Genomic DNA, 25233 nt, shown 5'->3' on the forward strand with positions numbered 1-25233 from the left:
AGACCTTTTTCGAGCGGCTTACATTCATATATGATACAACATCTCGCAGCTCTTGTAAAGCAAAAATATTGAAAGTCCCGCTACTTTCTGGATTTTCGCCTTATCCCTGCCAGCACCGCAGCTATGGCTGCAAGGGACGCGGCCATGACGGCTGCCGATATTGCCAGGCTGGTGTCGTCTCCGGTCTTCGTATCTGTATCGCTGTCATCAGCAGGCGGTATATCTTTGCTGTTGATGTATTTCACAGTGATGATGTCTCCGGCCGGGATCGTTCCCTCGCTGTTCTCGGATCGTGTCACATATCCGTCGCTGCCGTCTTCCTCTTCTCTCACGGAATATCCTGTTCCTCCAGGAAGGCCGTCAGCACTCAGCGATTCTCCATCGCTGAGGGTGAACCGTGCCTTTCCGTCTTCGAATTCCATATCGCCGTACAGTCCTGTTATGTTCTCGTTATCCAGGGTCACGATGAAAGTAAACTCCTTATTTTTGTCTCCGGCATTGCCCTTCACCGTCTTAGTGACTGTAAGGCCGCCCCTGGCGACGTTCTCCACAGTCATATCGTCTACACGGACGTCGTATCCGTCAGGCACTTCCTTCTCGGCGACGGTATACTCTATCCTGACTCCGTCCTCGTCGTATTCAGGCAGTCCTTCGAAGGTGTAAGCCCATCGGCCATCGTCCGTATCCGGCCTTTCCACCGTCGCTTCCCTGTATTCCTCGCCATTGGCGCAGAGCACCAGCCGGATACTGTCAGGTCTGGTCCCTCCCTTGTCGTCGCTGTCGTTCCAGACCTTCTCCACAGGGATGTCTATCGTATCGGTCAGCGTGTTGGTAAGGGCGTATCCATTATCGGCAGTGCCTTCCGGCCCCGCCCGGTATACATCGCCGTCTCCGGCCTCCATCTCCTTCGCTTCCTTCACGCTGTAGGCATACTCATTCCCCCGGCTGTCTGTGACAGGCAGCCCTGTGTACTCATAAGACCATCGGTCGCCTTCCTTCTCCGTCCACCGGAATGCGATGCCTTCCTCCTTCATCGTATCAGCGTCGACGAGGACCGCTTCTCCTCCTGCTGTCGCTCTGTAAAGCTCCAGCTCCACATCATCAGGTCTGGTGCCGTAGGCGCCGCCGTTGTCCTTCCACGTCTTGCTTCCCTCTATATCTGTCCTGCCTACGTTTATTATCCTGGTGGAATAATCTCCTGAAGCAGGATCCCTTCCGTTCTCGTAGCTGATATACAGCTCATCCTCCGGCGGTTCTTCCCCTCCGATGGCAGTCTCCCTGGCGAAGTAGACATATGTCTTGCCTTCACTGTCGTACTTAGGAAGATCCTCTATGGTGACGTTCCAGCCGTTGCCTTTGTTCAATGTAACGGTCATATCGTTGCCGTCGTCGCCCGGCACAGCCTCAGCCCGGCTGTCCCCATCCAGCTTGCCTGCCTCCAGCTCCTCATCAGTCACCGCTGCTCTGTATATGGACGCCGTCACTTCCTTCAGCGCGTCCGGCTCGACTCCCAGCCATGACTTCTCCACGGTGAGAGAAGTCTTTTCGTTGTTGGATATATCAAAGGTATGGTATTTTTCCCCATCGTAATTTTTATCACCGCCTGTCGTCTCTATCAGGTACCTGCCCGTATCCTTCTCCACTACCGTATAAATAGTATGGCCATCATTATCGAGACTGCTTCCCGCCATGACCAGCGGTACATTGGACCATGAAGCCCTCCACGAATCGTATTCTCCGTACGAAGCTCCGACGGCAGGCAGACTGCCTGGCACCGTCTGAGCAAGCTCAGGAATACCGTCCAGCGTTACTGTGGCCGCAGGAACAAACGAACGCCACGTCTCACCGTCATCATCGAGATATTTCAGCTCGAAGGTGAGCGTCTGTTTATCCTTTATTCCTTTGTTCCAGATCTTATCGGCGTATATCCTCGTCGTCTCCAGACGGTTGGTCACAGTCGTTACACCGTCCTCACGATCGTAGTCCACCTCATAGGACGTGTTGTAGCGGTCATTGCCCGCCGTTCCGTCTATGACGGTATCATCCGTATCGAGCTCCCTTATCCTGTACTGGTAAGTGCCGCCTGTAAGGCCTGTCTCCGGAAGTCCGCTGAAGGTCACCACATCGGATCCCTTCTGCAGGTCAGTCCCGTAGATGGTGATGGTAAGAGGCGTTTCGCCGCCCTCTCCATTCACCATTACATCCGACCATTCATCGCCGTCAAGGCGTTGCTGAACCACGAATGTCACTTCCCAGTCGTAATCGCCGCGGCCCGTCTCCTCTCTCGTGCCGTAGGCGTTGTTATCATCGCCCTGCCATATCTTCTTCGCAGACATCTCCGTCGTCTTCAGCATATTGGCAAAATCGCTGTCGCTATCGTTGTAGGCACCGTCAGATGACCAGCCGTCGCCGTCAGGGTATGCCGGGGCGAAAGGGCCGTCGAAAGCACCGGCGTCCTCATCGCCAACAGACGCCTCCGGAAATTCCAACTTGTAGGTCGTTCCCTCATCGGCTGTCACGTTCACGTTCTGGATCACGGTATTTTCTCCAGCCTCATAGCTTATCTTCCTCTCTACCACCCGATATGTCAGCTGCGTCGTTTCCGCCGAAGAACTATCTTTCTTTATATATCCCGGAAGACCGGAGAAAGAGCCTCTGTTATCCTTTCCCCATACCTCATCGTCGTCTATATGGCCTGTTTTAGTCTGGGTGAACTGATATTCGCCATCTTCGCCGAATACATTCTCGTACGCGCTCCGGCCATTATCGTCAGTCCAGTCGAGGTTTGTCTCAAAGTACTCTTCCGCATCGCTCCATTCAGATATCTGCTCCTGACTGTCCTCTCCTTTCGTCACCTCGGCTACCTGTAGGGTGAAATCTACGGAAAGTTCCACGCCCAGCAGATCCTCGTCTATCACATCACCGTCGCTGTCGACCCACATCTTGCTGAAAGAGGTCGAGGTCATCATGCTGTTGGTCAGATGGCCGAGAGTTATCTCGCCGCTGTCTCCCGCTGCGCCTTTCGCGGAAGTCTCGCCTCCCACAGGCGTCATATCATATATCTCAGCCGCTCCGCCGTCCGTATCCGCTAATGTCTCCCTGACGGAATATTTCCACGGCATGCCGTTAGGCGCATACTTTTCAAGCTCGACGGCGGCCTGCTTGCCGGTTATGGTATAAATCCAGACATTGCCGCTCGTCTCATTCCATATCACACTATACAACCCATCCGACACCTCGGTTTTCCCTATGGAATTTCTCTGTCCCGGCTGTGAGTCGGCCTGCCTGTAAAGCGTCAGCGTTATTTCATCCGGCCTTGTTCCGAACACGTCATCGTAATCGTTCCAGTTTTTCTGCCCTGAGACGGTCACAGTCTCCCTTTCAGTATCCTGTCTGTTGATGAAGGTGGCGGCGATCGTCCTTTCCTCTTCCGTGCCGTCTTCGCTGTCAGCCGCAGGAGTCAGCTCTCCTGTCGCCGGATCGCCCGGAACAGGCTCTCCCGTCATCTTCGTCTCAGCATCTTCAATAGCCACATCCCCCTCCACGGCCCACGTATCGTAACCGTTGAGGCTGCTCTTCACCTCCTTGACGGTATAGACGTACGGTGAACCGTTGGGAGCGTATATCTCCAGGGCTTCAAAGGTGATGACCTTTTCCAGCGGCTCGAAATCGCCGTTCTCATCGACCTGCGACCCGTTCACGGTCACAGGATCTCCTGTGAAGAAGGACGCTATCTTCGAAAGCAGGCCTCCGGCCTGGCTCTCATACTCGTCCCGTACAGCTTCCGAACTCCATGTCATTGTGTCCACTGTCTCAGCAGGCGAGGTGGTCCCATCGTTTTTCGTATAGGTCCTGGTCAGTTCAAAGGTGACGGCAGGATATGCCTCCGGAGCCCACCGTTCTCCATCTTTTGCCATCGGAAGGTACAGAAGCTTCTTTACGGAAAGTGACCCCAGGTTCTCCTCGTTATCATAAGTATTCTCGATGACCACGCCGGAGCTGCTGCCGGCCTGGTCGAACACCTTGGAAAAATCCGGGCCTGTGATGTTGCTGCCGCTGCCCTGAATATCAGTAGCCATGGAGGTCTCCACTACGGTGTACCTCCATAGATTGCCGTCCTCATCGTACTTCTGGAGTCTGGAAGCATTTTCGTCTTCAGGCGTTATCACCATTTCCCCATCCTCTCCGAAGTTATATTCATTCACACCTTCATACAGGAACTGGAATCTGTAACTGCCATTCCTCGATATATCCGCCCAATCGCTCCCCTTTATGGTGATCTCGGCAATCTTCTTTCCATCGGTGGCCGGATCGCCGGAAGAATCGCTTGCCAGCTGCCTGTAAAGGGTGAAGGTCGCCGTAGGCAGATCTTTCATATCATAACCTGCCGGCAGGGAGCTCCACAGCTTTTCCGCCGTCACCTCCACGTACCTGTCCAGATGATTGTTGAATGTTCCTTCCTCGATGAGGGCATAGTGAGAAGTCCCGTATCCATCTCCCGACTCCACATCGCTGACGTTCTGAACGTATCCATTTTCTATCGCAGCCTCTGTTACCTCGTATTCCGAGCCGATATAATCCTCCGATGTAACATCTTCGTCTGTCCCATCGTGATTCGGATCGAGATAGTATACGTCGGTGTAGTCGAATGAACCTCTGTCCACAATGGTCTTCTCGATGGCATAATAGGTCATCTCATATCCCAGGGCGTCGTACTTTGGAACACCCTCTATCTGAGCCAGCCAGTAATGCTCCCTGCTGTACTGTCCGCCCTGATCCGTCAGCTCATCGTCAAAGGTCCATCTGTAATCCCGCTGATATACCTGCGTCTGCTCCTTTATCGCCCCGTCTTCCTCATAGTGGGAAACACTGTAGATGTCAAGATATATGTCGGGACGCAGGCTGTTTTCATAATTATACAGATCGTGCCACAGCTTCTTCCATTTGATATCTTTCGCTCCGGAAAGATAGTTTTCCACACCGATGGTCTGTACGTCCGGTTTGCCGTGGTTATCGACGATCTGATACTCGCCCTCCGCGTACCTGGTGCTGTAGTCGGCGATGAGGCTGTAGAGGTTTTCATACTTGTTCTCGATGTCACCTCGCGATATCTCCTTGCCGTCTTCGATCCACACCTCCCGTATGTCGTAACGGACGATATCGCTGTTGGCGTCATACTTAGGCAGGTTGTAGAAATATATCTTCTGATCATCCGTAAAATCCACGGTCTGCCTGTAGGAAACACGGTTTCCCTCATTGTCGTATATAGCGACATCGCTTTCCTTTCGTCCGATGGACACGTAACCGTTGCCGTCTTTGTCATTACCCACTTTGTAATCGCCGTGGTTGGCGTTGTACTGAGCGCTGTCGTGGAAATCAAGCTCAATGGCGAGCCGGATGTCAACACTACTTTCTTTTTTGATTCGTTTCAGCTCCTCCGCTATCGCCTGTCTCTGGCTCCCGTCTCCGTCGGTCCATTCCTTGGTCACGGTGAGATCCACATTACCCAGCCGCCTGTTCTCAGCCGTGTAAAACTTAAGACCTTCCACCGTTTCCACGCTGTAGCTGACCTCGTACTTGTGATTTTCGGCCTGATACTGGAGGGTGGAGTAATCGTTGTTGCTGCCTGTATCCAGGACAGGGGCGTCGCCGGTCCATGAATCGTATAAATCCTTATCAGCAGGAATGTCCGTATCCCCGACCTGCGTCTCCAGTATGTACACATCGTCCTGATCTACGTCGGCCGGAATGCTCAGCCAGTCGTACCATGCTCCCTGAGAACCATCCCCGTCAGTCTGCCCCAACGTTACGCTTCCTAAAGGCTCGTCAGGATTTGTCTTATCATAAGCCGTTATGGTCACCGGCTCCCTGTGGGCGATGTCGCTGTTGTCGTTCCAGTTCTTCCTGACCATGATCCGCTGGCCGGAGCCCGGTTTGTTGATAACAGTCGCGTAATAATCCCCATCCTGATCCTTCGTCACCTCGTATTCAGGGATATACGCCTGTTCTCCCGCCATTTCCAGCAGCACATACTCGTACTGATTCCCGTTCTCGTCAAATTCCACCAACGGACTGACGACGGCATTCCATGGACTCTCCTCCCTGACGGATATTCCCAGCTCTTCATTTACCTTCTCGGCCTCCTCGTCGGCCTCGCCATCCATGGTAAACTCCGCCACCTTCTTATCACTCGTTATATCTTCACCGTTGATGACCCTGTATATGGCAAATTTCACGGACGCATCTTCAGGCGGGTCCGTCTCCTTGCCATCTTCATCGTACCACTTCTTATCCACCGTATACTTGACGGTGTTGGCGATACTGTTAGTTATGACAGTATCGCCTGTCTCCTCATCTGTCTCCGACAGCGAAGTGTACTCCACATCCCTGCCATCCTGACGGAGAACAAAGAAGGCCTTCAGAAAATTCTCCTCATCGACCGTCAGCTCGATCTTTTCATCCCCCTGATATACGCCTGTCTCCCGCCAGATATACTGGAGCTGCTGGCCGAACTCATCGTACTTCGGCACGGTCTCGCTTATATCGTCCACAGATATCTCAGCCGAGAAGTCCTCCATGGTCCGGGTCTTCCCTGTCGATTCCCATCGTTCATCATCTTCGGACTTCGAATAAAGGGTCATCTCTATTTTCACCCCATCGAATGCTGCCTGGAAGGCGGCGGCATTCCATATCTTTGACACGGACACGCTGGTGCTTTCATCTATCCTGTTGAGGATGATCCCGCCGTTGTAGAGGAAGGTATTGCCTTCCTGGCGGCGAGGCTCGTTATCAGGATCCTCCCCGGTGATCTCCACACCTTCTACCGTATCATGATATCCATTGACTCCTCCGAATACCTGAATATAATTCTGTGCTGCTTCGTTATCTATATCAGTCGTATCCAAATATTCCCTGAGGACGTAGTAATAACTGTACCCTTCCGTATCGTACTTCGGAAGGTCCTCGAACTGGAGCTTCTGGGAATCGAATCCATCTTCTCCCTCGACCGGATCCTTCAATCCGCTGCTGTCCAGCTCTATGCTCATTATATCGCCTGTTCCGTCTCTGACAGGCGCTGCGGTCGTATAGCTGCTGCCTTCCCTGTACCTCCAGAGCTGGAATTCTCCCGTAGGCCGGTTATCGACAGTCTCGTCTTCGCCGTCATCGAGCCATATCTTGGCAGCTTCATAATCTCTCGTTCCTGCCAGAGTAAGATACATGGTGCCGCCATCGTAAAGCTGGTCAGTCTGAGCTGAAAATCCCGGAACAGCCGTGTTATCATAGATTATCGAGTAGTAATCCCCCTTTTCAAATCCGGGAACGTCTTCAAAATCATCAACCAGGATCTTGTCCTCATCTTCAAACTTATCCTCCATGCTGTAGGTTATTCTCGTACCGTCCAGGTTGTACTTCGGCACACCTGTCATGCTGCACTTGCCGTTCTTGTTCTCGCTGTCGACCTCCACATCTATATCGAATCTGCCGCTGTGCTCCTCGTCCGTCAGATCGATGGATTCCCTCACGCCCTGACGATATTCGACATTGAAATAGAAATTCTTCTTTATCACATCCTCCGCAACAGTCTCATCCACAGCATTCCCGCCCTTTCTGAAAGCGAGATCGAACACTATGTCCTCCATAAGAACATAGTACCATCCGGGCTCTGTCAGACCGGTATAAATACTTTCACCTGATCCTATGTCCTCCCGGGTAACCTCCGTAAGCTGATAACCGTTCGCTGCCGCCGGAACTACTTCCCACTGGATATCATCGTAAACTGTAACATCCCCATATGCATCGTAATATGTCACCTTGCTCGGGAGCTGAGGGATCTGGACGTTCCATCTGCCTATGCCGTTTTCAGTGATACTCACTTCAGGCATCTGAGTAAGGCCGAGAGTCGCCATGTTATCCGCAGTAAGCTCGGCGAAGCTGCCGTTTCCTTCCAGGGAAAAGCGAAGCACAGGAACCATCTCCGCAGTCCCGGGCCTGATGCTCATTTCGTCATTGTTGTCCACCCAGAAGATATCGGAGGACTGGACGTCCTGTCTCTCGTCTATATCGACACGCTCCCGGGAAGACAGGCTCCTTGCTGTCATCTTCCCGGAGAGGCTGTTCTTCCCGGATAAACTATCTGTTCCGAAAAGACCCGGCAGATCCTTCTCATCGGATATCATGACTGTGAAGCTCTCCGCGTCCACGGCTATATTTTCCGCATCTACAGGCTCCGCCTCATTTCCTTCTCCATATCGCGCCCCGGCCAGGACATCACCGGCCTCCACAGTCACGTCATGTGCTCCCGGCTCCGTCGCGGCTCCCTCAGCCTTTCCAAAGTCAAGATCCGCTTTCAATACAGGCTCCTGGCGATCCAACGTGAATTCGAGGAAAAGCGCCCCATCATCTCCGTGTCTGATAGAAATATCATTCCCTGCGGAAGGTTTGACCGTTATGGTCTCGTCCAGCTCCGATCCGGGATCTCGAAACTGCATGAGAAGCTGAGCCTCGTCTTCCTCCAGCCTTATCTCCATATCCACGGAGTCCGCCCCGCTCTTTTCAGGATCATAGGCAGCCTCGAGGGAAACCTTCACCTTTTCCCTCTCAGCGTTGTCGTACGCCTTCTCAGGCTTCCAGGACAGCGTGATCATACGGCCGTCGGCTCCGCCTTCCGTCCCTGAGTCTTCTTTATCCCGTCCCCCCTCGTATGCAGCACTTATCGTACCCGGCATCATCGTCACTATCATGACCAGCGTCATCATCATGACCATGAACTTCTTCCCTGCACTCACTCTCATACAGCTTTCTCCTCACTTTCGAAAAACAATACATCCACACGCTTTCAGAGTTTCCCGGATACCCTCTTCTTCATCTCCTCCAGCTCAGCACGCTGTCTTTTTATGACATGCTCCTGTTTCCTTATCAACTCCTGCAGCAGCTTTATATGCTCCGCGGCTTCAAATCTGCCGTCCGCTCCGGGATCCCTGCGCTTATCGGTCATATGACGAGTATCGTCATCCGCTCCGGAATCGGGGATGTCGATGTCAAGGGCGCCTGAGCAATACATCGCTCTCCACCTCGAACATGCTCTCTCGACCCTTTTCGATCCAAGCACTGTCGTATCGAATCCCGCATTCCTGAATATATTTCCAGGTCGTTCTCCATTCAGATATTTGCACATGAACAACTTCTTGAAGTCATCGGAATATTTTATCCGCGCAGAATCTACCGATACGACGTACGGATTGCGCCTGAGTTCTTCGATCTCCTCCTGCGTAAGCTTTCCTCGTCCCACTTTTCTCCCTCCTCTAAACGATATGCATTTTGCAGAAAGACGCGCAGCTCTTCCGTGCAGCCATAGGCTCCATACCACATAATTCGTCTTATGTGGTACATAGATATACATTTTAAAATATGATTAGATATATACAGTATAGTATGTAACACCAGCGCATGTCAATTGAACTTTAATACCAATTTAACATTCTTTTCACAAAAAATCACCCTTATGCTTGAAAAAGCCAATTAAGGGTTACTTTAGATGACTGACATATCTTCTTTTTTATCATCGTTTCGATGATCGTTAACCTGATCTTTACGAAAAATCCTTTATATCCCTTTTTTTGTTTAGCAATGGTACAAACTGTCGGAGATCCATACAACATAAGACGAATTATGCCGTCACAGCACCAATCCCAGCGCATCGATCTTTCTGCGATGTTCGTACCCTGAGGTCATTATATATATCCTGGTCGTGTCTATATTGCTGTGCCCCAGCACATCAGCCAGTTTCGCTATGTCCTTATCGTTTTCATAGAAACATCTGGCAAAAAGATGACGTACATTGTGCGGGAATACCTTTTCTTTCCCTACTCCTGCTTTTTCGCCGAGCCTTTTCATCATCTTCCATATATTCGACCTGTCCAGCGGTTTCCTGCCGCTGGTCACGAAAACCGGGCCGCCGGTGAGCTTTTCCCTGCGTATATAGCTCTGGAGGCGTTTTTTCAGCCTTCCTGCGATAAGGACAGTCCTGTTCTTTCCCTTGAGCCATATACTGGCTTCTCCCTTTTCCACAGCCTCCACCGTTATATATCTCAGCTCCGACACTCTTATGCCCGTACCGCCGAGGGTCTGCATCAACAGACTCATCCGCTCATCTCCCTGAGCTATCGCCTGATCGATCATGCTGAGATATTCACGCTTAGTCAGCTCCTTTTCTCTGGGGCAGTATGCACGCCGTTGTATTCTCATAGTCTTCACCCTCAGATCTCTTCTGCCTGTGTATTCAAGGAATCCGTTTATAGCCGCCAGCTTCGTATTCACACTGGAGATCCTGTACCTTTCGCAAAGCTGCCTCTTATATTTTATGACCGCTTCCTTCGTTACGCATCCATCTGCCGCCGCTCTGCTCATTTCGATGATAAATGCCGAGATATCCCTGCGATACTGATTCACGGTCGCTCTGGACCGTTCTTTTCTCGTGAGATAACCAATATAGCTTTCAAGTTGTTCATACATGTTCATTTCCCCTTTCGACTTCTCATAAAATTGAACATTACATCAATATATATTATATCTGTTTTTACGTTGCATAAACCACCGCTTTACGCGGCAATAAACAGTATCATTGAGACAATCAATAAAACATATGAAAAAGGAGGATAATTAAGATATGTATACGATGAATAAAAAAACAGGAATAATCATTTCAATAGTCATGATAGGGCTGGGGCTGTTAGCCTTCTTCGACCCTCTCGCCCTGGGACTCGGGATCTCTTACATAGTAACGGCAGGCCTGGGCATATACGGCATCTCCAGCATCATAACCTACTTCAGATCCAAAGCTTCCTACAGAAGCGGCTGGTCTCTTGCCAACGGTATCGTACTGACACTGCTGTCAGGGCTGATGCTGTGGACTGCCCTCGGTAATCCCTACGGCTCTGTAGAATTGCTGAGCACACTGACATTCGCTATCGGTTTCTTCACCCTGCTGAGCGGGATAGAGCAGATACAGGCCTTCAGCGCCCTGCGAAAAGCTTCTGTTCCCGGAGCCGGACTGATGTTGACCAGCGGTATCATGAACCTGTTTCTGACGTTGATAATACTTATCAACCCTCTTCTGGGCTGGTTTGGTCTCAGCGTGATATGGGGGCTTTACCTGACCATGTCCGGTATCGTACTGCTGACCGAGTCTTTCGTCGGAAACAGTACCCGATACCACACCGCCTGACCGGCGGAGGGCGCATATGCCCAAAAAATAAAGGCTGCTTCTCACGAAGCAGACCTTTCACATAGATCAGAGCTTCTCATTGGGATCCATCTCCTCATCGGTCATGGGCATCTTGATGAGAAGCTCGAATTTGCTTTTTTCAAACTTCAACAATCCTTCATCACGCATCTTGCAGAGTTCTTTCGACATCGCGCTGCGATCCGCGAAGAGAAAATCCGCCAGTTCCTGTCTGTTTAACGGTATGGAAAAAGTGCGGCTCTTTTCCTCATGATACCGCGCGGACAGGTAATCCTGAAGTTTTTCACGCGTCGACCGTCTGACACTGTCCTCCAGCTTCACCGTCAGATCGTGTGCTTTCTGAGCCAATGCCACGGTAAGATTCCGAAGGAACCGGAGCTGCAAAGGCGTTATCGGCGAATCTCCCCTCAGGAGCGGATCTACATCGATCAGCAGCAGTTCCGTCTCCTCCAGCGCCATCGCTGATACGTGAAGCCTATATTTGCCTACGGCATTGAGCATCCCCACGGTATCTCCCGGTCCCGGCACCTCCAGCAGATTGCTGTTCCCGTTGGGGTCTATATGGAAAAGATGTATTTTACCCGACAAGACGATCATCATGCTCCCGACAAGTTCACCATCCTGAAGGATCATATCTTTTTTCTGAAACCTTCTCACCCTCGGGTCCATCGCGTCGATGACATCCAATATCTCCTCTTTCGTCATAGTGCGGAACAGGACGCTTTCCTCCAGCGCCTTCATACCGGCAGTCTTTATCTCAAGACCCCTCATGATACGAGCCTCTCCACCTTTGCCAGCGTCTCGTCTTCAGGCAGATCCATATCGAGGATATCAGTGATGGCGTCGACCTTTTCCGGATGCTCCAGCGCTACTCGCCATATCTTGTCGCCGCCCTCCTGGGAAACAGCGCCCGAACGGATCTTATATGCCAGGAATTCGGCTATCTGACTTATTACTTCACGTTTTTCTTTCATGATGTCTCTCCTTTTTCTGATCGTCTCATACTCACTTATCTTCTGAAACTTATGTCTGGTAACAACACCGCGGTTTCTTCTTCATCAGCTTTACCTTTCCATGCTACTATAAACCTGACTTTTGAGGAAACCAGATGATATCCCTTATTATACAACTTTTCCAGCCTCTCACGGAAACCTTTTGAAAATTTCACCACTTTGATTCGTCTCCCGTCAATATCAGCATAAATATGATCACCTGATACGAACAACTCATTTCCACTGCGCATCCTGAAAATGTCCCGTTTCCTCCCTTTGAAAAAATCAAGGACTACATCCCTGTAACCCAGCTGGATCGTGACCTCTCCGCTTTCCGTATACATTTCACGATCTACAGTATATTCTATCCCATCCGGGATCATGTCTTTGAACATCCCCGTATCACAATGGATATACAACTCATCCTTCGCTCTCGTCATCCCAACATATATTTTCCGCTTTTCTTCATCTGTGATGGCTGATATCCCCTTGAGCATCATATATACTACATCGAATTCTCTTCCCTTAGACTTATGGATCGTCGAAACATAGACCGCCTCTCTTTTGTCATCATAAAAATCCTCATACCTGGACTGTCTTATGAATTCTTCAAGATCATTACGATATTTCATCGGATATACCATCTCGAAATCCCGGATCATATTTTTACAATTCTCAAGACATTCGCTTTCTGAATACACTCTCATCAAGCTCATTTTTGCTTCTTCCCATACTGCGTCCGGTATAGCCGGTGTCTGCAAATTCCTGTCTATCGCTTTCAGGAAATATCTTACCTCTACCAGATTATACAGAGAAACGCTGTCATCCAGGGATTGGATCAATTTTGTCCTTACGCCTTGTCGCTTTAAAAGCCCCATGATCCGCAGCGCTTCGTCATTGGTATTAGTTAGAACACAGACCCTTCCGCTGCTGTGTCTGTCGACGATATCATGGACCAATGGCTGCTCCATAAAGCTGCAACAGTGCTGGACGATCACAACGTTGCCGCGCTCCTGCCGAACCGCTCTGACTGCCGACTCTTTCATCCTATGGCTGATCAAACCGGCGAAAGCGTTACTCAACTTCACTATATCTGCCTTACTGCGATGATTTTCCGTCATTTCATATTTAACAGCTCCATGTTCATCTATTAAAGAACGCAGATATTTCGAATCAGAGCCACGGAACTGATAGATGTTCTGGTCATCGTCACCGACAGCAATAACTCTCATATCATCATTTTTACGCATCAGCGCTTCCAGCAATCGAAACTCGTTCTCATCCATATCCTGTGCTTCATCGATGACGAGTACATTCTTTGTGATCTTACCCTGCTCTACTTCTCCACGCTCGATCATTACCGCCGCGTTTTTCACGACATCTTTGATGTCCTCAAGATTCCCCGTCTTGCCAATCAGATCGAAGCAATACGAATGAAAAGTCTTGATTTCCACAAAGTAAGCCGCGCGTCCGATCAATGAAATAAGCCGTTTCTTGAATTCCACCGCTGCCGCGCGGGAAAACGTCAACATCAGGAGCTGTTCATTCTTTACATCCTCCAACATCAGCAGAGAAGCCAATTTATGTACCAGTACACGGGTTTTCCCGCTTCCCGGTCCCGCGGCAACTACGATATACTTTGATTCGGTATCATTGATGATATTCAACTGCGTATCAGACAGCTCTCCAAATATCCTGTTATACTTTTTTAACGTGATATTCCTATTGATCTCATTAACGCGCTCACCTTTAAAGTATTTCGCGATAAATTTCTTAAAATCCATCTGAAAATAGTCATGCACAAATTGTAATGCGGCATTATAATCCCTTACCATCATATTCGCATATTCACCTACAATGTGGATCTGCTGGATCTTATGCTTGTAAAAATCATCTAGGAACCTGTAATCGTCTACTTTGTACTTTATTCTATTATCTACGACGAGTCGTTTTATCTCCATCCTGTTGTAGAGAACGAGAAAACCACCTTCCAGTCTCAATGCGCCGATCTTAGATAAATAAAGAAGCGCGTCTTCAACATCTTTCAACGCGATCTTTTCCTTATATGTATCTATGCGTGGAATATCGTTATACTCCTTGTAAAGCTCTACGATGGAAAACAGGACTTTCTTCCCGTCTCTTCCATAACCAATGATCTCGTCGCCTGTCTTTTTATACAAAAAATCGATAATGAACCTGCATATATCTATTCTCCGGCTATACCTTTCCAGCAGCTGCGCCGTCGGCATCGTCGCCGAAAACTCCGTGATTCCCGTATCCTGGTCCATCCTTTTCTGTACGTAATTATTAATGATGTGATAGTACAAAATAGTACGTATATTTTTAACACTTGACGTCTTTAACCCATCTGCCTGCGCGTCCTCGTTCAGCTCCTTGAAATTGAGCGTATGCCACTCCTCCGCCGACTGAGAGAGCATAAATTTCTCCAGTTTCGAGAAACGGTCAAGGATCATCTTGGATCTCTTTTCTGTATCTGTATCGAAAATATACGCAGACATATCCCTCTCATCGTTTAGCAAACCTTCCTGACGCATGAGATTGATCGCATTGATCACATCTTTTCTTTCTATTCCTAGCATATCCGCCATATAGTCTACTCTCGATTCCCCCTCGTCTCCCGACGCCTTGCTTATGTACTTGCTGGAAATCAGAGAACTGATGATGCGTTTCGCGTCTACTCTCTGGCGTTCTGAAAACAGCGGAGACGCATTTATCCTGTTTACCGCTTCCGCCATATTGTTCACGGAAATGCTGGTCGCGTACACCTGAGGCATGTTTCTCTCGCGCTTTACATAGCCGGCGTTCTCAAGAGCCGATATCGCTGTCTTCACTCTCGTTTCGATTTCTCTGACAGAATCATCCCATCCTGCCTGCCTCGCTATTTCGAGAGGTGAACAGCATACATGTTTTCGCACCCCGGTCATATCTTTGATCGCTTTCCACACCTGCTGTATCTCATTGATGCTGAGCTTCGATCGATTGAGCATAGAGAAATGATTATCCAGATCATTATCATTATACAGAACAAAACAATCCGCTTCCATGGAAGGGTCCCGTCCCGCACGTCCGGCTTCCTGAATATAATCCTCCAGTGAGCCTGAGATATCATAATGGATCACCAGCCCCACATCCTTTTTATCGACGCCCATTCCAAATGCTGACGTCGCAACGATGATATTTATCTCATTTCTGATAAAAGAGTCCTGATTCTTTACTTTTTCCTCCGGATCCATCTGCCCATTAAAAGGACAGGCAGGAAATCCGTCAGCCGTCAGCTTCTGAGCGATTTCACGAGTCTGCCTGGTTCTCGATACATAAACGATCGTCGGACAATCTTTCGCGGAAATCAGGTTCCTGAGTGTATTATATTTTCCCGCGTCTGTTTCTTCATGAATAACTTTATAACGCAGGTTTTCACGGGTAGCTTCAGCAGCGAATACTTTGATATCCAAGTTCAACTTTTTCCTGAAGTAATCGCAAATATCACTGATGACCTTCTGCTTGGCTGTAGCGGTAAAACAGGATACAGGAATAACGCTCTTCGAACCTTTCTCTTTCATCAAACGTTTTATAAAATCCCCTATATACAGATAATCCACGCGAAAATCCTGTCCCCATGCGGAAAAGCAGTGGGCTTCATCGATTACGAACCGGACAACATTTCTGGAAATCAGAAGCCGTTCTATCGTCCTGGACCTAAGCTGCTCCGGCGAAATATATAAAAGGACAGCCGATCCGTCACCTATACGCCTGAAAGCGTCAGCGCGTTCTATCTCATTCAGCAACCCATTGATCGTCACTGCTTCCACGACCCCCTGTGCATTGAGATTATCCACCTGGTCTTTCATCAGTGACTGTAGAGGAGAAATGACGACGGTAAGGCCATGTACCGTATTTCCTGCCATAAGAGCAGGGAGCTGAAATGTAAGCGACTTTCCCCCTCCCGTAGGGAATACCGCTAACAGCGATTTTCCATCCACTGCCGCCCGAACTGCCTCCTCCTGCAGAGCTTTACCCCCATATGTCCTGAAACCATCGTAACCGAAGATTTTTTTCAATTCTTTCCGGACATTGAAATGCTGTCTGCAATAATCACATCCAGCCTCACAAGGCATATTGCACAACATCTCCATCATGTGTCCAGTTTCGGGATAAGTGTTAACGACCCACGAGGGAATAGCAATACGATCACCGCAATTGATCAACGCCAGCGCATAGGCCAGCTCGACAGGATATTCCAAGATGAGCCGCTGTAGATCCGAATTCTCGCAGATCTTACCTGAAAAAACTGATTTGATCAAGGTTTCCGTATCCTGATCCGACGGTATGAAATCAATATACTGAAAGAAGCCTTTGAATTCTTCGTGGTCATAGAGCAACGCCGCAAAAATTCTCCTGATATCAGACGGCAATAGAAAAAAAGCATTTATCTCATCTCTAAATAGTTTCTCCGCTTTCCTGCAATCATTTACAGGATTGTTCCATTCTCCATCCTGCAACTTTTCGTCTTTGAATAACGCATGTGATAATCTTTCCGGAAAAAGTAGAGGAGAGAGATATAAGGTATCGATCGCACGAAGATCCAGAGTTTTACTGAGAATATTTTCCAAGTATTTCAAATCATGATTTACGATGTTATGCCCGCAGATATATCCTGTCCCGGGCAAAAATCGTTGCAGATCTCTTTTAGAAGGAGAATGTAACTTCTCCCCATCAGACCTGACCGCTCCTATATCCAGAATCTGCCCACTCTCAGCGCCTATTTCCAGGTCAAGAAACACGACTGGTTTATCCGTCGCTAGCATTTTTCTTTTTCTAAATATGCCGTACTTATTCAACTTATTGCCACGCATTTTTTCACACTTTCCACTATCGTTCCCCGATATCGTCAGACAGCTCGTGGTGTCTCATATCCCCTCCCCTTTTTTGCTCTCATCTATCGTCCAGCTTACTGTGTTTCCTGCCGTAGAGGAAATAGACTATCATTCCGCAGCAAGACCATATGACAAAGACCACCCATGTCACTGGATCCAGCTGGGACGCCAGGAAAGCGCACAGCGCCATGGACATCACCGGTACGAAAGGTACCAATGGCGTCCTGAAGTCCCTTCTCAGTCCCGGTTGACTTTTTCTCAGTACTATAACCGTAAGTGAAACCATGAAAAAGGCCCACAATGTACCTATGTTGCACAGCTCCGCTATCCTGTCTATGGGAACGAATCCGGCGATCAGTCCACCTACGATCCACACGCAGACCACAGATCTCCTTGGAACGCCACTGTCGCTGACTTTTGAAAATGAAGATGGCATCAGTCCGTCCCTGGCCATGGAATAGACCAATCTCGATTCGCTTCCCAAAAGCACCAGCACACCTGTAGTCAAGCCCGCTATAGCTCCCACAGAAACAAGGGCCGAGCCCCATCGTATCCCCGCTTCATTTAAAGCGTACGCCACGGGAGCGGCAACTCCCGCGTATTCTGTATATTTGATGGCGCCTGTCAGCATCAATGTAACTATTATATACAGAGTCGTTGCTATCACCAGGGATCCTATTATCCCACGAGGCATATCCTTCTGGGGATTTTTCACTTCCTCCGCCGAATTGGCTATGGCGTCGAATCCGAGAAATGCGAAGAATACCACCGCCGCTCCGGAAAATACGCCGCTCCAGCCAAAAGGCATAAATGGTTCATAGTTATCCAGGTCTATGCTGCGCGCTATGAGGATCACAAATATCAGTATCACCGCCAGCTTGACGAACACCAGTATATTGTTGAGACGCGCGCTGGCCTTCGTTCCCTTCAGCTGTAGTACGGCCATCAGCGACACGATAAAAATCGCCGGAATATTTATCACTCCGCCGCTGAAAGGATCTGCCAGCAGCGTTTTCGGAAGGCCGACGCCGAGCAGTTCTAATATGTTTGCCCCGTAGGCCGACCACCCTACAGCAATAGCGGACATGGCAACCACGTATTCCAGCGTTATACACCAGCCGATGAACCAGCCAAAGACCTCTCCCAACCCTACGTAAACAAAAGTATACGAGCTTCCTGACGCCGGGATAGCCGACGCCAATTCTCCATAACAAAGAGCCGCGCAGGCGCAGGCAAGTCCCGCCAATACAAATGACAATATCAATGCCGGCCCGGCGTGTTCAGCCGCCGCCACTCCCGTTATCACAAAAAGCCCCGAGCCTATTATCACTCCGACGCCCAGCATCATCAGTTCAAAAGCTCCGAGGCTTCTCTTCAATCCATGTTTTCTCTCATTTCCTGCGATCATACTGTCCACAGACAGTTTCCTGAACAGCTCCGCTCTATTCATTTCCCGTTCCTGTTATCCTTTCACATGTCTTCTGTAGTCCGGACTTTATCATACTACATAAATCCTTTTATTGCAATTCCTCCAGGAAAATGAACGGAAGCGTCCTCTCTCACATACCCTTTTTCTTTCTCGCTCCTATCAATACTGTCGCCGCACCGCCCAATACGATACAGGCTATTATCGCCGCGGCGTACGTCACTGTATTGTCGCCTGTCTCCGGCACCTTCTCGATACTCACGATACTGTCAGGCAGCTCCATATTTTCTGTTCCGGAGTCCTGTCCTGTTATCACGCTACCGCTGCCTGTCCCTGTCCCATCACCGCCTGTCTCATCGGAAGGCTCCGCAGGGCAATCATTTTCAACATGAAACACTATGCCGGCCGCAAGGGTGACACCGTTTTCAGTATAAGTATAGGTGAGCTCCATACCATCGTAGATGCCGCTGACTGTCGCGTCCTCCACGCTTCCGCCCGACACGCCGGTTATATACTGCGGCATGATCTCAGGGTCGATCTTTCTCAGGTCGTATGACGTCTCCCCGCAGGGGAGGTCCACGTTGATCGCCCGTTCGGAATAAGCTGATACCTCACTGCCATGCGGGATATCGCTGTGCAGCGATATCATCTCATTGTACGATACATTGACATTTTCACCCTGAAGATACGGCTTGTCTCTCAGATCGAGAGTCCTTATCTCCGTCCAGGTACACACGATCGCCTCCAGCTTATCGTTGTTACTGAGATCCAGCGATTTAAGCGGCGCCGCGGTTATCCACAGCGATCTCAGCTCCGTATTATGAGACAGATCTATCTGCTCCAGACTCCCTCCGATATATGCGAAGCTCTCAAGAGCAGTGTTTCGAGAGAGATCTATCGTCGAAAAGCTGTTGTCTCCGCACTGGAGATTCTTCAGTTTCGTATTCCCTCTGACATCGAGAGCGCTCAGCTCGTTCCCATAACAGTTGAGATCCGTCAGCTCAGGATTTCCCGACAAGTCGAGAAGTGTGATATCATTTGATTCGCAATTGAGTTTCTCCAGCTTCGTGTTTCCCTTCAGATCCAACTCCGTCAAATGATTGCCGCGGCATGACAGCTCTTTGAGATTGGCGAATATCTCTATACCCTCGAGGCTTTCTATATCCGCATTGTCCACGTCCATCACCGTCACCCTGTCCACATCCTGCTGTGTTATCTGTCCGTCATGATCGAAATCAAAGCTTCGTTCTATATAATTCCTGAAATTCCCATCTTTAATGCTTCCGAGTATATCGGCCCCGTAAGACTTGTCCGCCGTATATACCATGAATATGGCTATCGCCATCAACCACGCGCATATCACTGCTATAACTTTTCTGTTCTTTTTTATTACTGTCATATTCTCTCTCGCTTTCATCAGATGGTCCTTCTGCATATGTTTGTCTCAATTATACCTTAAGCCTCATCAAAAAACAGTTGTTTTTACCACAAAAACCAGGATATCTTTCAGCTCAAAATTTCGTTCTGAGCTTTAAAGACAGATATCCTTTTTTCACTATGTGTTCAAAGAAAATGTGACGGTCACATCACCGCGGCCCAAAGCCTCTTCCCAACCGGCGAGATCATCGATATGGCCCAACAGGGTATAGCTCCAGGAATTGGGGCCGTAGAACATAACGATCTGATCGCTCTGATGAATGGTAACAGGGCCTTGTTCCATCATCTCCACTGCCGCGGTCACTGCTACTAAAAAACTCTATGCGAATGGTTCGTCCATTCACATAGAGCTTTTTTATGCGGTCAGCATGTGTAAAAACGTACTTATACCATTACGAAGCCACACACTATGTACCCGACAAAGCTTATTGCCGTAACTATTCCTATGTAAGGCAATTGAGCCACGGCATAGTCTACGTTGTTTATCCTGCAAGCCGAAGCTGACAGCAGTGTAACGTCGGAATAGAAGCAGGCCTGCGCTCCGAAGCAGGCAGCTGAAATTATAGCTCCCAGCGTAAGAGGTATGCTTGCTCCACAGGCTGCCGCCATCGGCAGGATGATAGGTGTACATACAGCCGGAACGCTCCATATATTACCGGTAGCGAAGCATACCAGCCCTATCAGTATGAAAGAAATAGCAGGCAGCCACTCTGCGCTCATGTACGGCCCCGCCACGTCTATCAGGTAATCCGGTAATCCGATAAGATCGATGGAATCTCTGTAAAACAGTGATGTCACCAAGACTACCGCGATAAACAGCATGTCTTCCAGACCCTTGTAACACGTATCACAGAACTTTCCGATGCTCATTATCCTGGTCGGTACAAACAGCACAAAGCAGGAGAATATACCACATGCCACGCCATAGAGGATGTCGTCAAGCCACAGAGTCACGACTATCACCACAGCCATCGGTACTATGAAAGCCCACAGATGAGGAGTTATCTCTTTTTCATCCTTCTTACTGTCATCTGTTATGGCTCCCATGACTTCGCCCAGCTCATCGTCCTGATTCTGTACATTGCTGGATGGCGGCCAGAGCTGCCCTGTCTCCTCTACTCTCCTGTACGCCTTCTTTATACCTCCCATCTTAGGCACGATGCCCAGGATGACCAACAGTACGAATATCACGCACAGGAATGGATAGAAGAAATACGGCATGATGTGATAGTAGATGTCCATGGCGCTGTCTCCTACCACTGCGGCCTCCGGCTGCTGCTCGAATACGCCTGAGAAAAACACTACCCATGCCGAGATAGGTATTATCAAGCATACTGGCGCTGACGTGGTGTTGATGATGTAACACAGCATTTCCCTTGGCGTCTTATATTCGTCGGAAAGATCCAGAACGCAGTTAGCCGTCACAAGGATGCTGAGATAATCGTCGATAAAAATGATGACCCCGCATATCCATGTCATCAGCAGCACTTGCTTTTCCGACTTGACATATCTTCGAGCCATATCGGCCACCGCCATGGCTCCCTTGGACTGCCTGAGCAGCTGCACAAAACAGCCGAAAAGCAGGCAGATGACGACGATATAGTTGTTGTCGGCGTCACATGTAGCCTCCAACAGCGCGTCCATCATCGGCATGAAGAACGATGCCTTGTAGTAAAAGATATATCCCAGCATTCCTGACAATATGATGCTCAGGATACACTTCTTCGTCACCAGCGCGAACACAAGAAAGCTCAGCGCCGGTATCAGTGTGATGATCCCTAAATTTGTTCCCTCCATAAAATTTCCTCTCCTAGTATGTATTTGTTGCTTTTCCCCCAGACACCAGAAAACACTGCCGGGTACCGCACAGTCCCAGGCAGTCTCTCCCTATGTTCTTCCCAATATCTCCACTCTTAGATTTATCTCATTTCTGAAATAGCTCTCTATCTCTTCAAGCCGCTCCTTTGACGGCTGTCGGAACTCCTCCTGCATCCCGCCTGTATTCCTCATTTTGCCGATCCCGAAATTATGATACGGCAACAGATCCACGCGACCGATGCCCAGCTTGCGGTAAAATTCCCCTGTCCTTCTGATGATGGTCTCGCTGTCATTGATCCCTGATATCAGAGGCATCCTCATGATCAGCTTTGTCCTGATATGCTCGTCTGCCGCCAGCATCCTGAGATTTTCCAGTATCATCTCATTGCTGACTCCGGTATATTTTTTATGTATTTCATCATCTACAGACTTCATATCATAAAGGATATGGGCCACATTTTTCCTTACTGCCAATCCCTTCAGAGTTTCCGGCTCCCCATAGCCTGATGTATCCAGGCAGACATCTATGCCGCGGCGCCCTGCTTCGTCGATGAGCCTTCCGGCCACCTCGCCATGCATCAGCACCTCTCCTCCGCTGAGAGTCATTCCACCGCCTGTATTGTCATAAAATCCCCTGTCCTGTTCTACCACATCCATTATCTCATCCACAGTCATAGATTCCGCCACGGCTTTTAGCGCTTTCGCGTAACAGCCGTCAGCGCATTTAAGGCACACATCGCACTTTTCCCTGTCTATGACAATGCCTTTATCCGCCTCTATCCTCGCCGCCCCATGGGGGCATACGCTGACGCAGTGGCCGCAACCGATGCAATTTCCTGTGATCCTCATCAGCTGCTGCTTCGGATCTATCATCTCCGGATTGTGGCACCATCTGCATTTCAAAGGGCATCCTTTAAGGAACACCGTTGTCCTGATCCCCGGGCCATCTTCTGTTGAGAACTTCTGGATGCTGCCGACAAGGACACGCTCATCTTCCTTTGATGTCATCCGGCACCTCACTGTCGTGACAAGTGCGGCGTCCTGTAGATGATCACATCCTGGGCGCTCTTGTCCAATTCTGTGAAATAAGCCATATATCCGGCCACTCTGACCATCAGTCCTTTGTAATCCTCAGGTTTCTCCTGAGCCTTTTTCAAAGTCTCGTTATCCACCACGTTTATCTGTATATGTTGGCCGCCGTCCTGGAAATATGTCTTCACGACACCTTCTATGATATCTTTTCCAGCTTCTCCCTGGACTCCGTGAGGATCGAACCTGAGATTGTACAGCGCACCTTCATGGAAATCAGCCGGCTCCATTGATGCTACCGACTTGACTGTAGACGTCGGGCCATGGACATCTCTTCCCATCATAGGCGACGACGCGTCGCAGAAAGGCTCTCCCGCCATCCTTCCGTCAGGCAGTGCTCCCGTCACCTCTCCGTGAGGGATGTTCATGGTCTGGGAATCGATGCCGAAGGCGTAATATCCGCCTCTGGCGTCCTGCCACTGCTGCACCGTGTCAGCGATATAATGCATCATTTCCTTATATATAGCGTCTACGTGAGGCGAGTTGTTCCCGTATTTTTCCGGCTTGTTGAGGAGCATCTGTCTGATACGCTCCTGTCCCTCGAAATTCGTGTCACATGCTCTGATCAGTTCATCCATGGTCAGATCCCGATCCTCGAACACGCATTTTTCTACTGCCGCGATGGAATCCGCCAGGTTGGCTGCTCCCGTTATGTAAAGCCCGCAGGTGGAATATCTCGCCCCGCCGTGCTGGACGGACTTGCCGCTTTCTACACAACCCTTCGTCACCATGGAAGCGAAGATCACCGGATATCTGTTCATATGGATACTCTGCATCAAATTGTATCCGGTCCTTATAAGACCGTAGTGATGGATTATCTGTTTCTTGAGAGCATCCTTGAATTCTTCTATATCTTTGAAATCCCTCGGATCACCTGTCTCCAATCCCATCAGCTTCCCGGTGGCAGGATCCACGCCGTTATGAAGGACAAATTCTATCATCTTTCCCATATTGACATAGCCCGCGTCAGGCGAACCGTCCGCCTGCCCGCCTCCCGGCGCCGGCTGAGTGCATCCTACAATGGTCCAATCTCTGGCTTCTTCGATGGTGCTTCCCCGGCCCTTGCTGAGGCAGATCTCGATAGCCGCTTCATCGCTGAAAAAGCCCGGATTCGCCTGCCCTTCCTGTATCATCTTGCAGCCAAACCTTATCAGATCCTCTGGAGTCTTCTCCCACACTCTCACTGCCATCACAGGCTGCTTTACCTGCAGCTCGTCCGCTGCCTCCAGGCAGAGATACGACAGATCGTTAGTGGCATCCTTTCCGTCTCTGGTCTGACCGCCTACCACCAGGGTCTGCCACATAGGATACCCGGCGAAAGCTGTAGCGTACCAGTCGTCCCTCACCTCATAGACCTCACATGTCTTGAGATAGAGACATTCCAGCATTTCCAACGCTTCCTCCCTGGTGATATTCTTCTCGTCTATCACGTCTTTTTTATACAGCGGCCACATGTACTGGTCGAATCGTCCGAATCCACAGGCAGTGGTACATACTTCGATGTAAAAATACACATGAACGAACCATATGGCCTGGAGTGCCTGATAAAAAGTCTTCGGCGGGTTTTCCGGAACTGTACGGCAGTTTTCCGCGATAGTCAGCAGTTCCTTCTTCCTCTTTCCGTCGGAACACGAAGCAGCCTGTCTTTCCGCTTCGTCCGCCATCCTGTGGGCATAAGTTATCAACCCTTCGCTCTGGATGATACAAGCTTTCCAGAAATCCACCTTTGCCTGTTCCTCCATAGTCTGAGGGATAATGCTGTCTATGTTCCGCTGGCACTCTTCTATGTAGCCCTTCAATCCTATGGTCAGGATCTTTTCATGATCGCAGGTGGTCTCGCCCGAGACTCCGTTTTCCAAGCCGACGCAGATGATATCGTCCTTTTCCAGCTCCTTGATCTTCTTCGGCATGGCCGTCTCTGACAGATCTTCCATTGACTTGCCTTCCCAGTACCTGAGAGTCTCCAGTATAGTTTCCCTGTCCTCCGGAGAAATGTAATACGGATCCTTTTCCCTGGTCGCAAAGCTGTCTATATCGCTGACATACCAGGAACTGGACTGAAACTCAGGATGGAGATTAGCCCCTTTATAAGCGTTAGTCTCTGTCCCTACGATAAGTTCGTCATCCATTATCAGCGTCGTCATGTTTTCCATGATGTGGTTGACCACCTTGGCTCTGAAAATCGGAACGGCGTCACCGGCAAACTGTTTATATCCTTCCGTCGCCAGTACCAGCCTCTCCGCCGTGATCTGCGGTATCGTATTGAAATATTTGTCCTTGAGTCTCTTTATTCTTTCGCTTACCATATTTCCTCCCCGACGAATCCCTCGTCTC

The 25233-nt window shown here is 49.5% G+C and carries 13 protein-coding genes; 1 reads left to right on the top strand and 12 read right to left on the bottom strand.

From position 1 onward, the window contains the following. Positions 1–80: 80 nt before the first annotated feature. The 3 genes from ACQY69_RS03015 to ACQY69_RS03025 all read right to left on the bottom strand — a co-directional run bounded on the left by ACQY69_RS03015 (position 81) and on the right by ACQY69_RS03025 (position 10512). Positions 81–8792 carry a Cna B-type domain-containing protein gene (locus ACQY69_RS03015; RefSeq protein WP_428258496.1) on the bottom strand — a complete coding sequence of 2904 codons (8712 nt, stop codon included), beginning with the start codon at positions 8790–8792 and terminating at the stop codon, positions 81–83. Positions 8793–8836: 44 nt separating this feature from the next. Then, positions 8837–9289, bottom strand: coding sequence for an HTH domain-containing protein (locus ACQY69_RS03020; protein ID WP_428258497.1), 453 nt, complete (start codon positions 9287–9289; stop codon positions 8837–8839). 386 nt (positions 9290–9675) lie between these two features. Next, positions 9676–10512, bottom strand: coding sequence for a tyrosine-type recombinase/integrase (locus ACQY69_RS03025; RefSeq protein WP_428258499.1), 837 nt, complete (start codon positions 10510–10512; stop codon positions 9676–9678). A gap of 154 nt (positions 10513–10666) precedes the next feature. On the opposite strand from ACQY69_RS03025, the gene ACQY69_RS03030 reads away from it, so the two are divergent. Next, entirely contained in the window at positions 10667–11224 is a 558-nt protein-coding gene (locus tag ACQY69_RS03030; protein WP_428258501.1) for an HdeD family acid-resistance protein, read from the top strand. A 66-nt stretch (positions 11225–11290) separates the two neighbouring features. Here the strand turns inward: ACQY69_RS03030 and ACQY69_RS03035 are convergent, their stop codons facing one another. From ACQY69_RS03035 to ACQY69_RS03075, 9 genes are all read right to left on the bottom strand, one after another. Beyond that, positions 11291–12013, bottom strand: coding sequence for a Crp/Fnr family transcriptional regulator (locus ACQY69_RS03035; RefSeq protein ID WP_428258502.1), 723 nt, complete (start codon positions 12011–12013; stop codon positions 11291–11293). Next, a complete protein-coding gene (locus ACQY69_RS03040) occupies positions 12010–12216 on the bottom strand; it encodes a hypothetical protein (protein WP_428258504.1) in 207 nt (68 codons plus the stop codon). Before ACQY69_RS03040 ends, ACQY69_RS03035 begins: the two co-directional genes overlap by 4 nt. 35 nt (positions 12217–12251) lie before the next feature. After that, positions 12252–16634 carry a RecQ family ATP-dependent DNA helicase gene (locus ACQY69_RS03045; RefSeq protein WP_428258506.1) on the bottom strand — a complete coding sequence of 1461 codons (4383 nt, stop codon included), beginning with the start codon at positions 16632–16634 and terminating at the stop codon, positions 12252–12254. A 553-nt stretch (positions 16635–17187) separates the two neighbouring features. After that, positions 17188–18579, bottom strand: coding sequence for an amino acid permease (locus ACQY69_RS03050; protein WP_428258508.1), 1392 nt, complete (start codon positions 18577–18579; stop codon positions 17188–17190). A gap of 109 nt (positions 18580–18688) precedes the next feature. Then, positions 18689–19972 (bottom strand): leucine-rich repeat domain-containing protein, encoded by a 1284-nt coding sequence (locus ACQY69_RS03055; protein ID WP_428258509.1) that lies wholly within the window; start codon positions 19970–19972, stop codon positions 18689–18691. 138 nt (positions 19973–20110) lie between these two features. Further along, on the bottom strand, positions 20111–20278 hold the full coding sequence (locus ACQY69_RS03060) for a cyclophilin-like fold protein (protein WP_428261008.1): 168 nt from the start codon (positions 20276–20278) through the stop codon (positions 20111–20113). A 98-nt stretch (positions 20279–20376) separates the two neighbouring features. Beyond that, a complete protein-coding gene (locus ACQY69_RS03065) occupies positions 20377–21789 on the bottom strand; it encodes a Na+/H+ antiporter NhaC family protein (protein ID WP_428258510.1) in 1413 nt (470 codons plus the stop codon). A 90-nt stretch (positions 21790–21879) separates the two neighbouring features. Continuing rightward, positions 21880–22818, bottom strand: a complete 939-nt coding sequence (locus ACQY69_RS03070; RefSeq protein ID WP_428258511.1) for a glycyl-radical enzyme activating protein — start codon at positions 22816–22818, stop codon at positions 21880–21882. A gap of 8 nt (positions 22819–22826) precedes the next feature. After that, the gene (locus tag ACQY69_RS03075; protein WP_428258513.1) at positions 22827–25205 is read right to left on the bottom strand and encodes a glycyl radical protein; all 2379 of its coding nucleotides are present in this window, start codon (positions 25203–25205) and stop codon (positions 22827–22829) included. Positions 25206–25233: the final 28 nt, after the last annotated feature.

The sequence above is a fragment of the Gallibacter sp. Marseille-QA0791 genome (assembly GCF_965119705.1).
Taxonomy (GTDB): domain Bacteria; phylum Bacillota; class Clostridia; order Peptostreptococcales; family Anaerovoracaceae; genus Lentihominibacter; species Lentihominibacter excrementipullorum.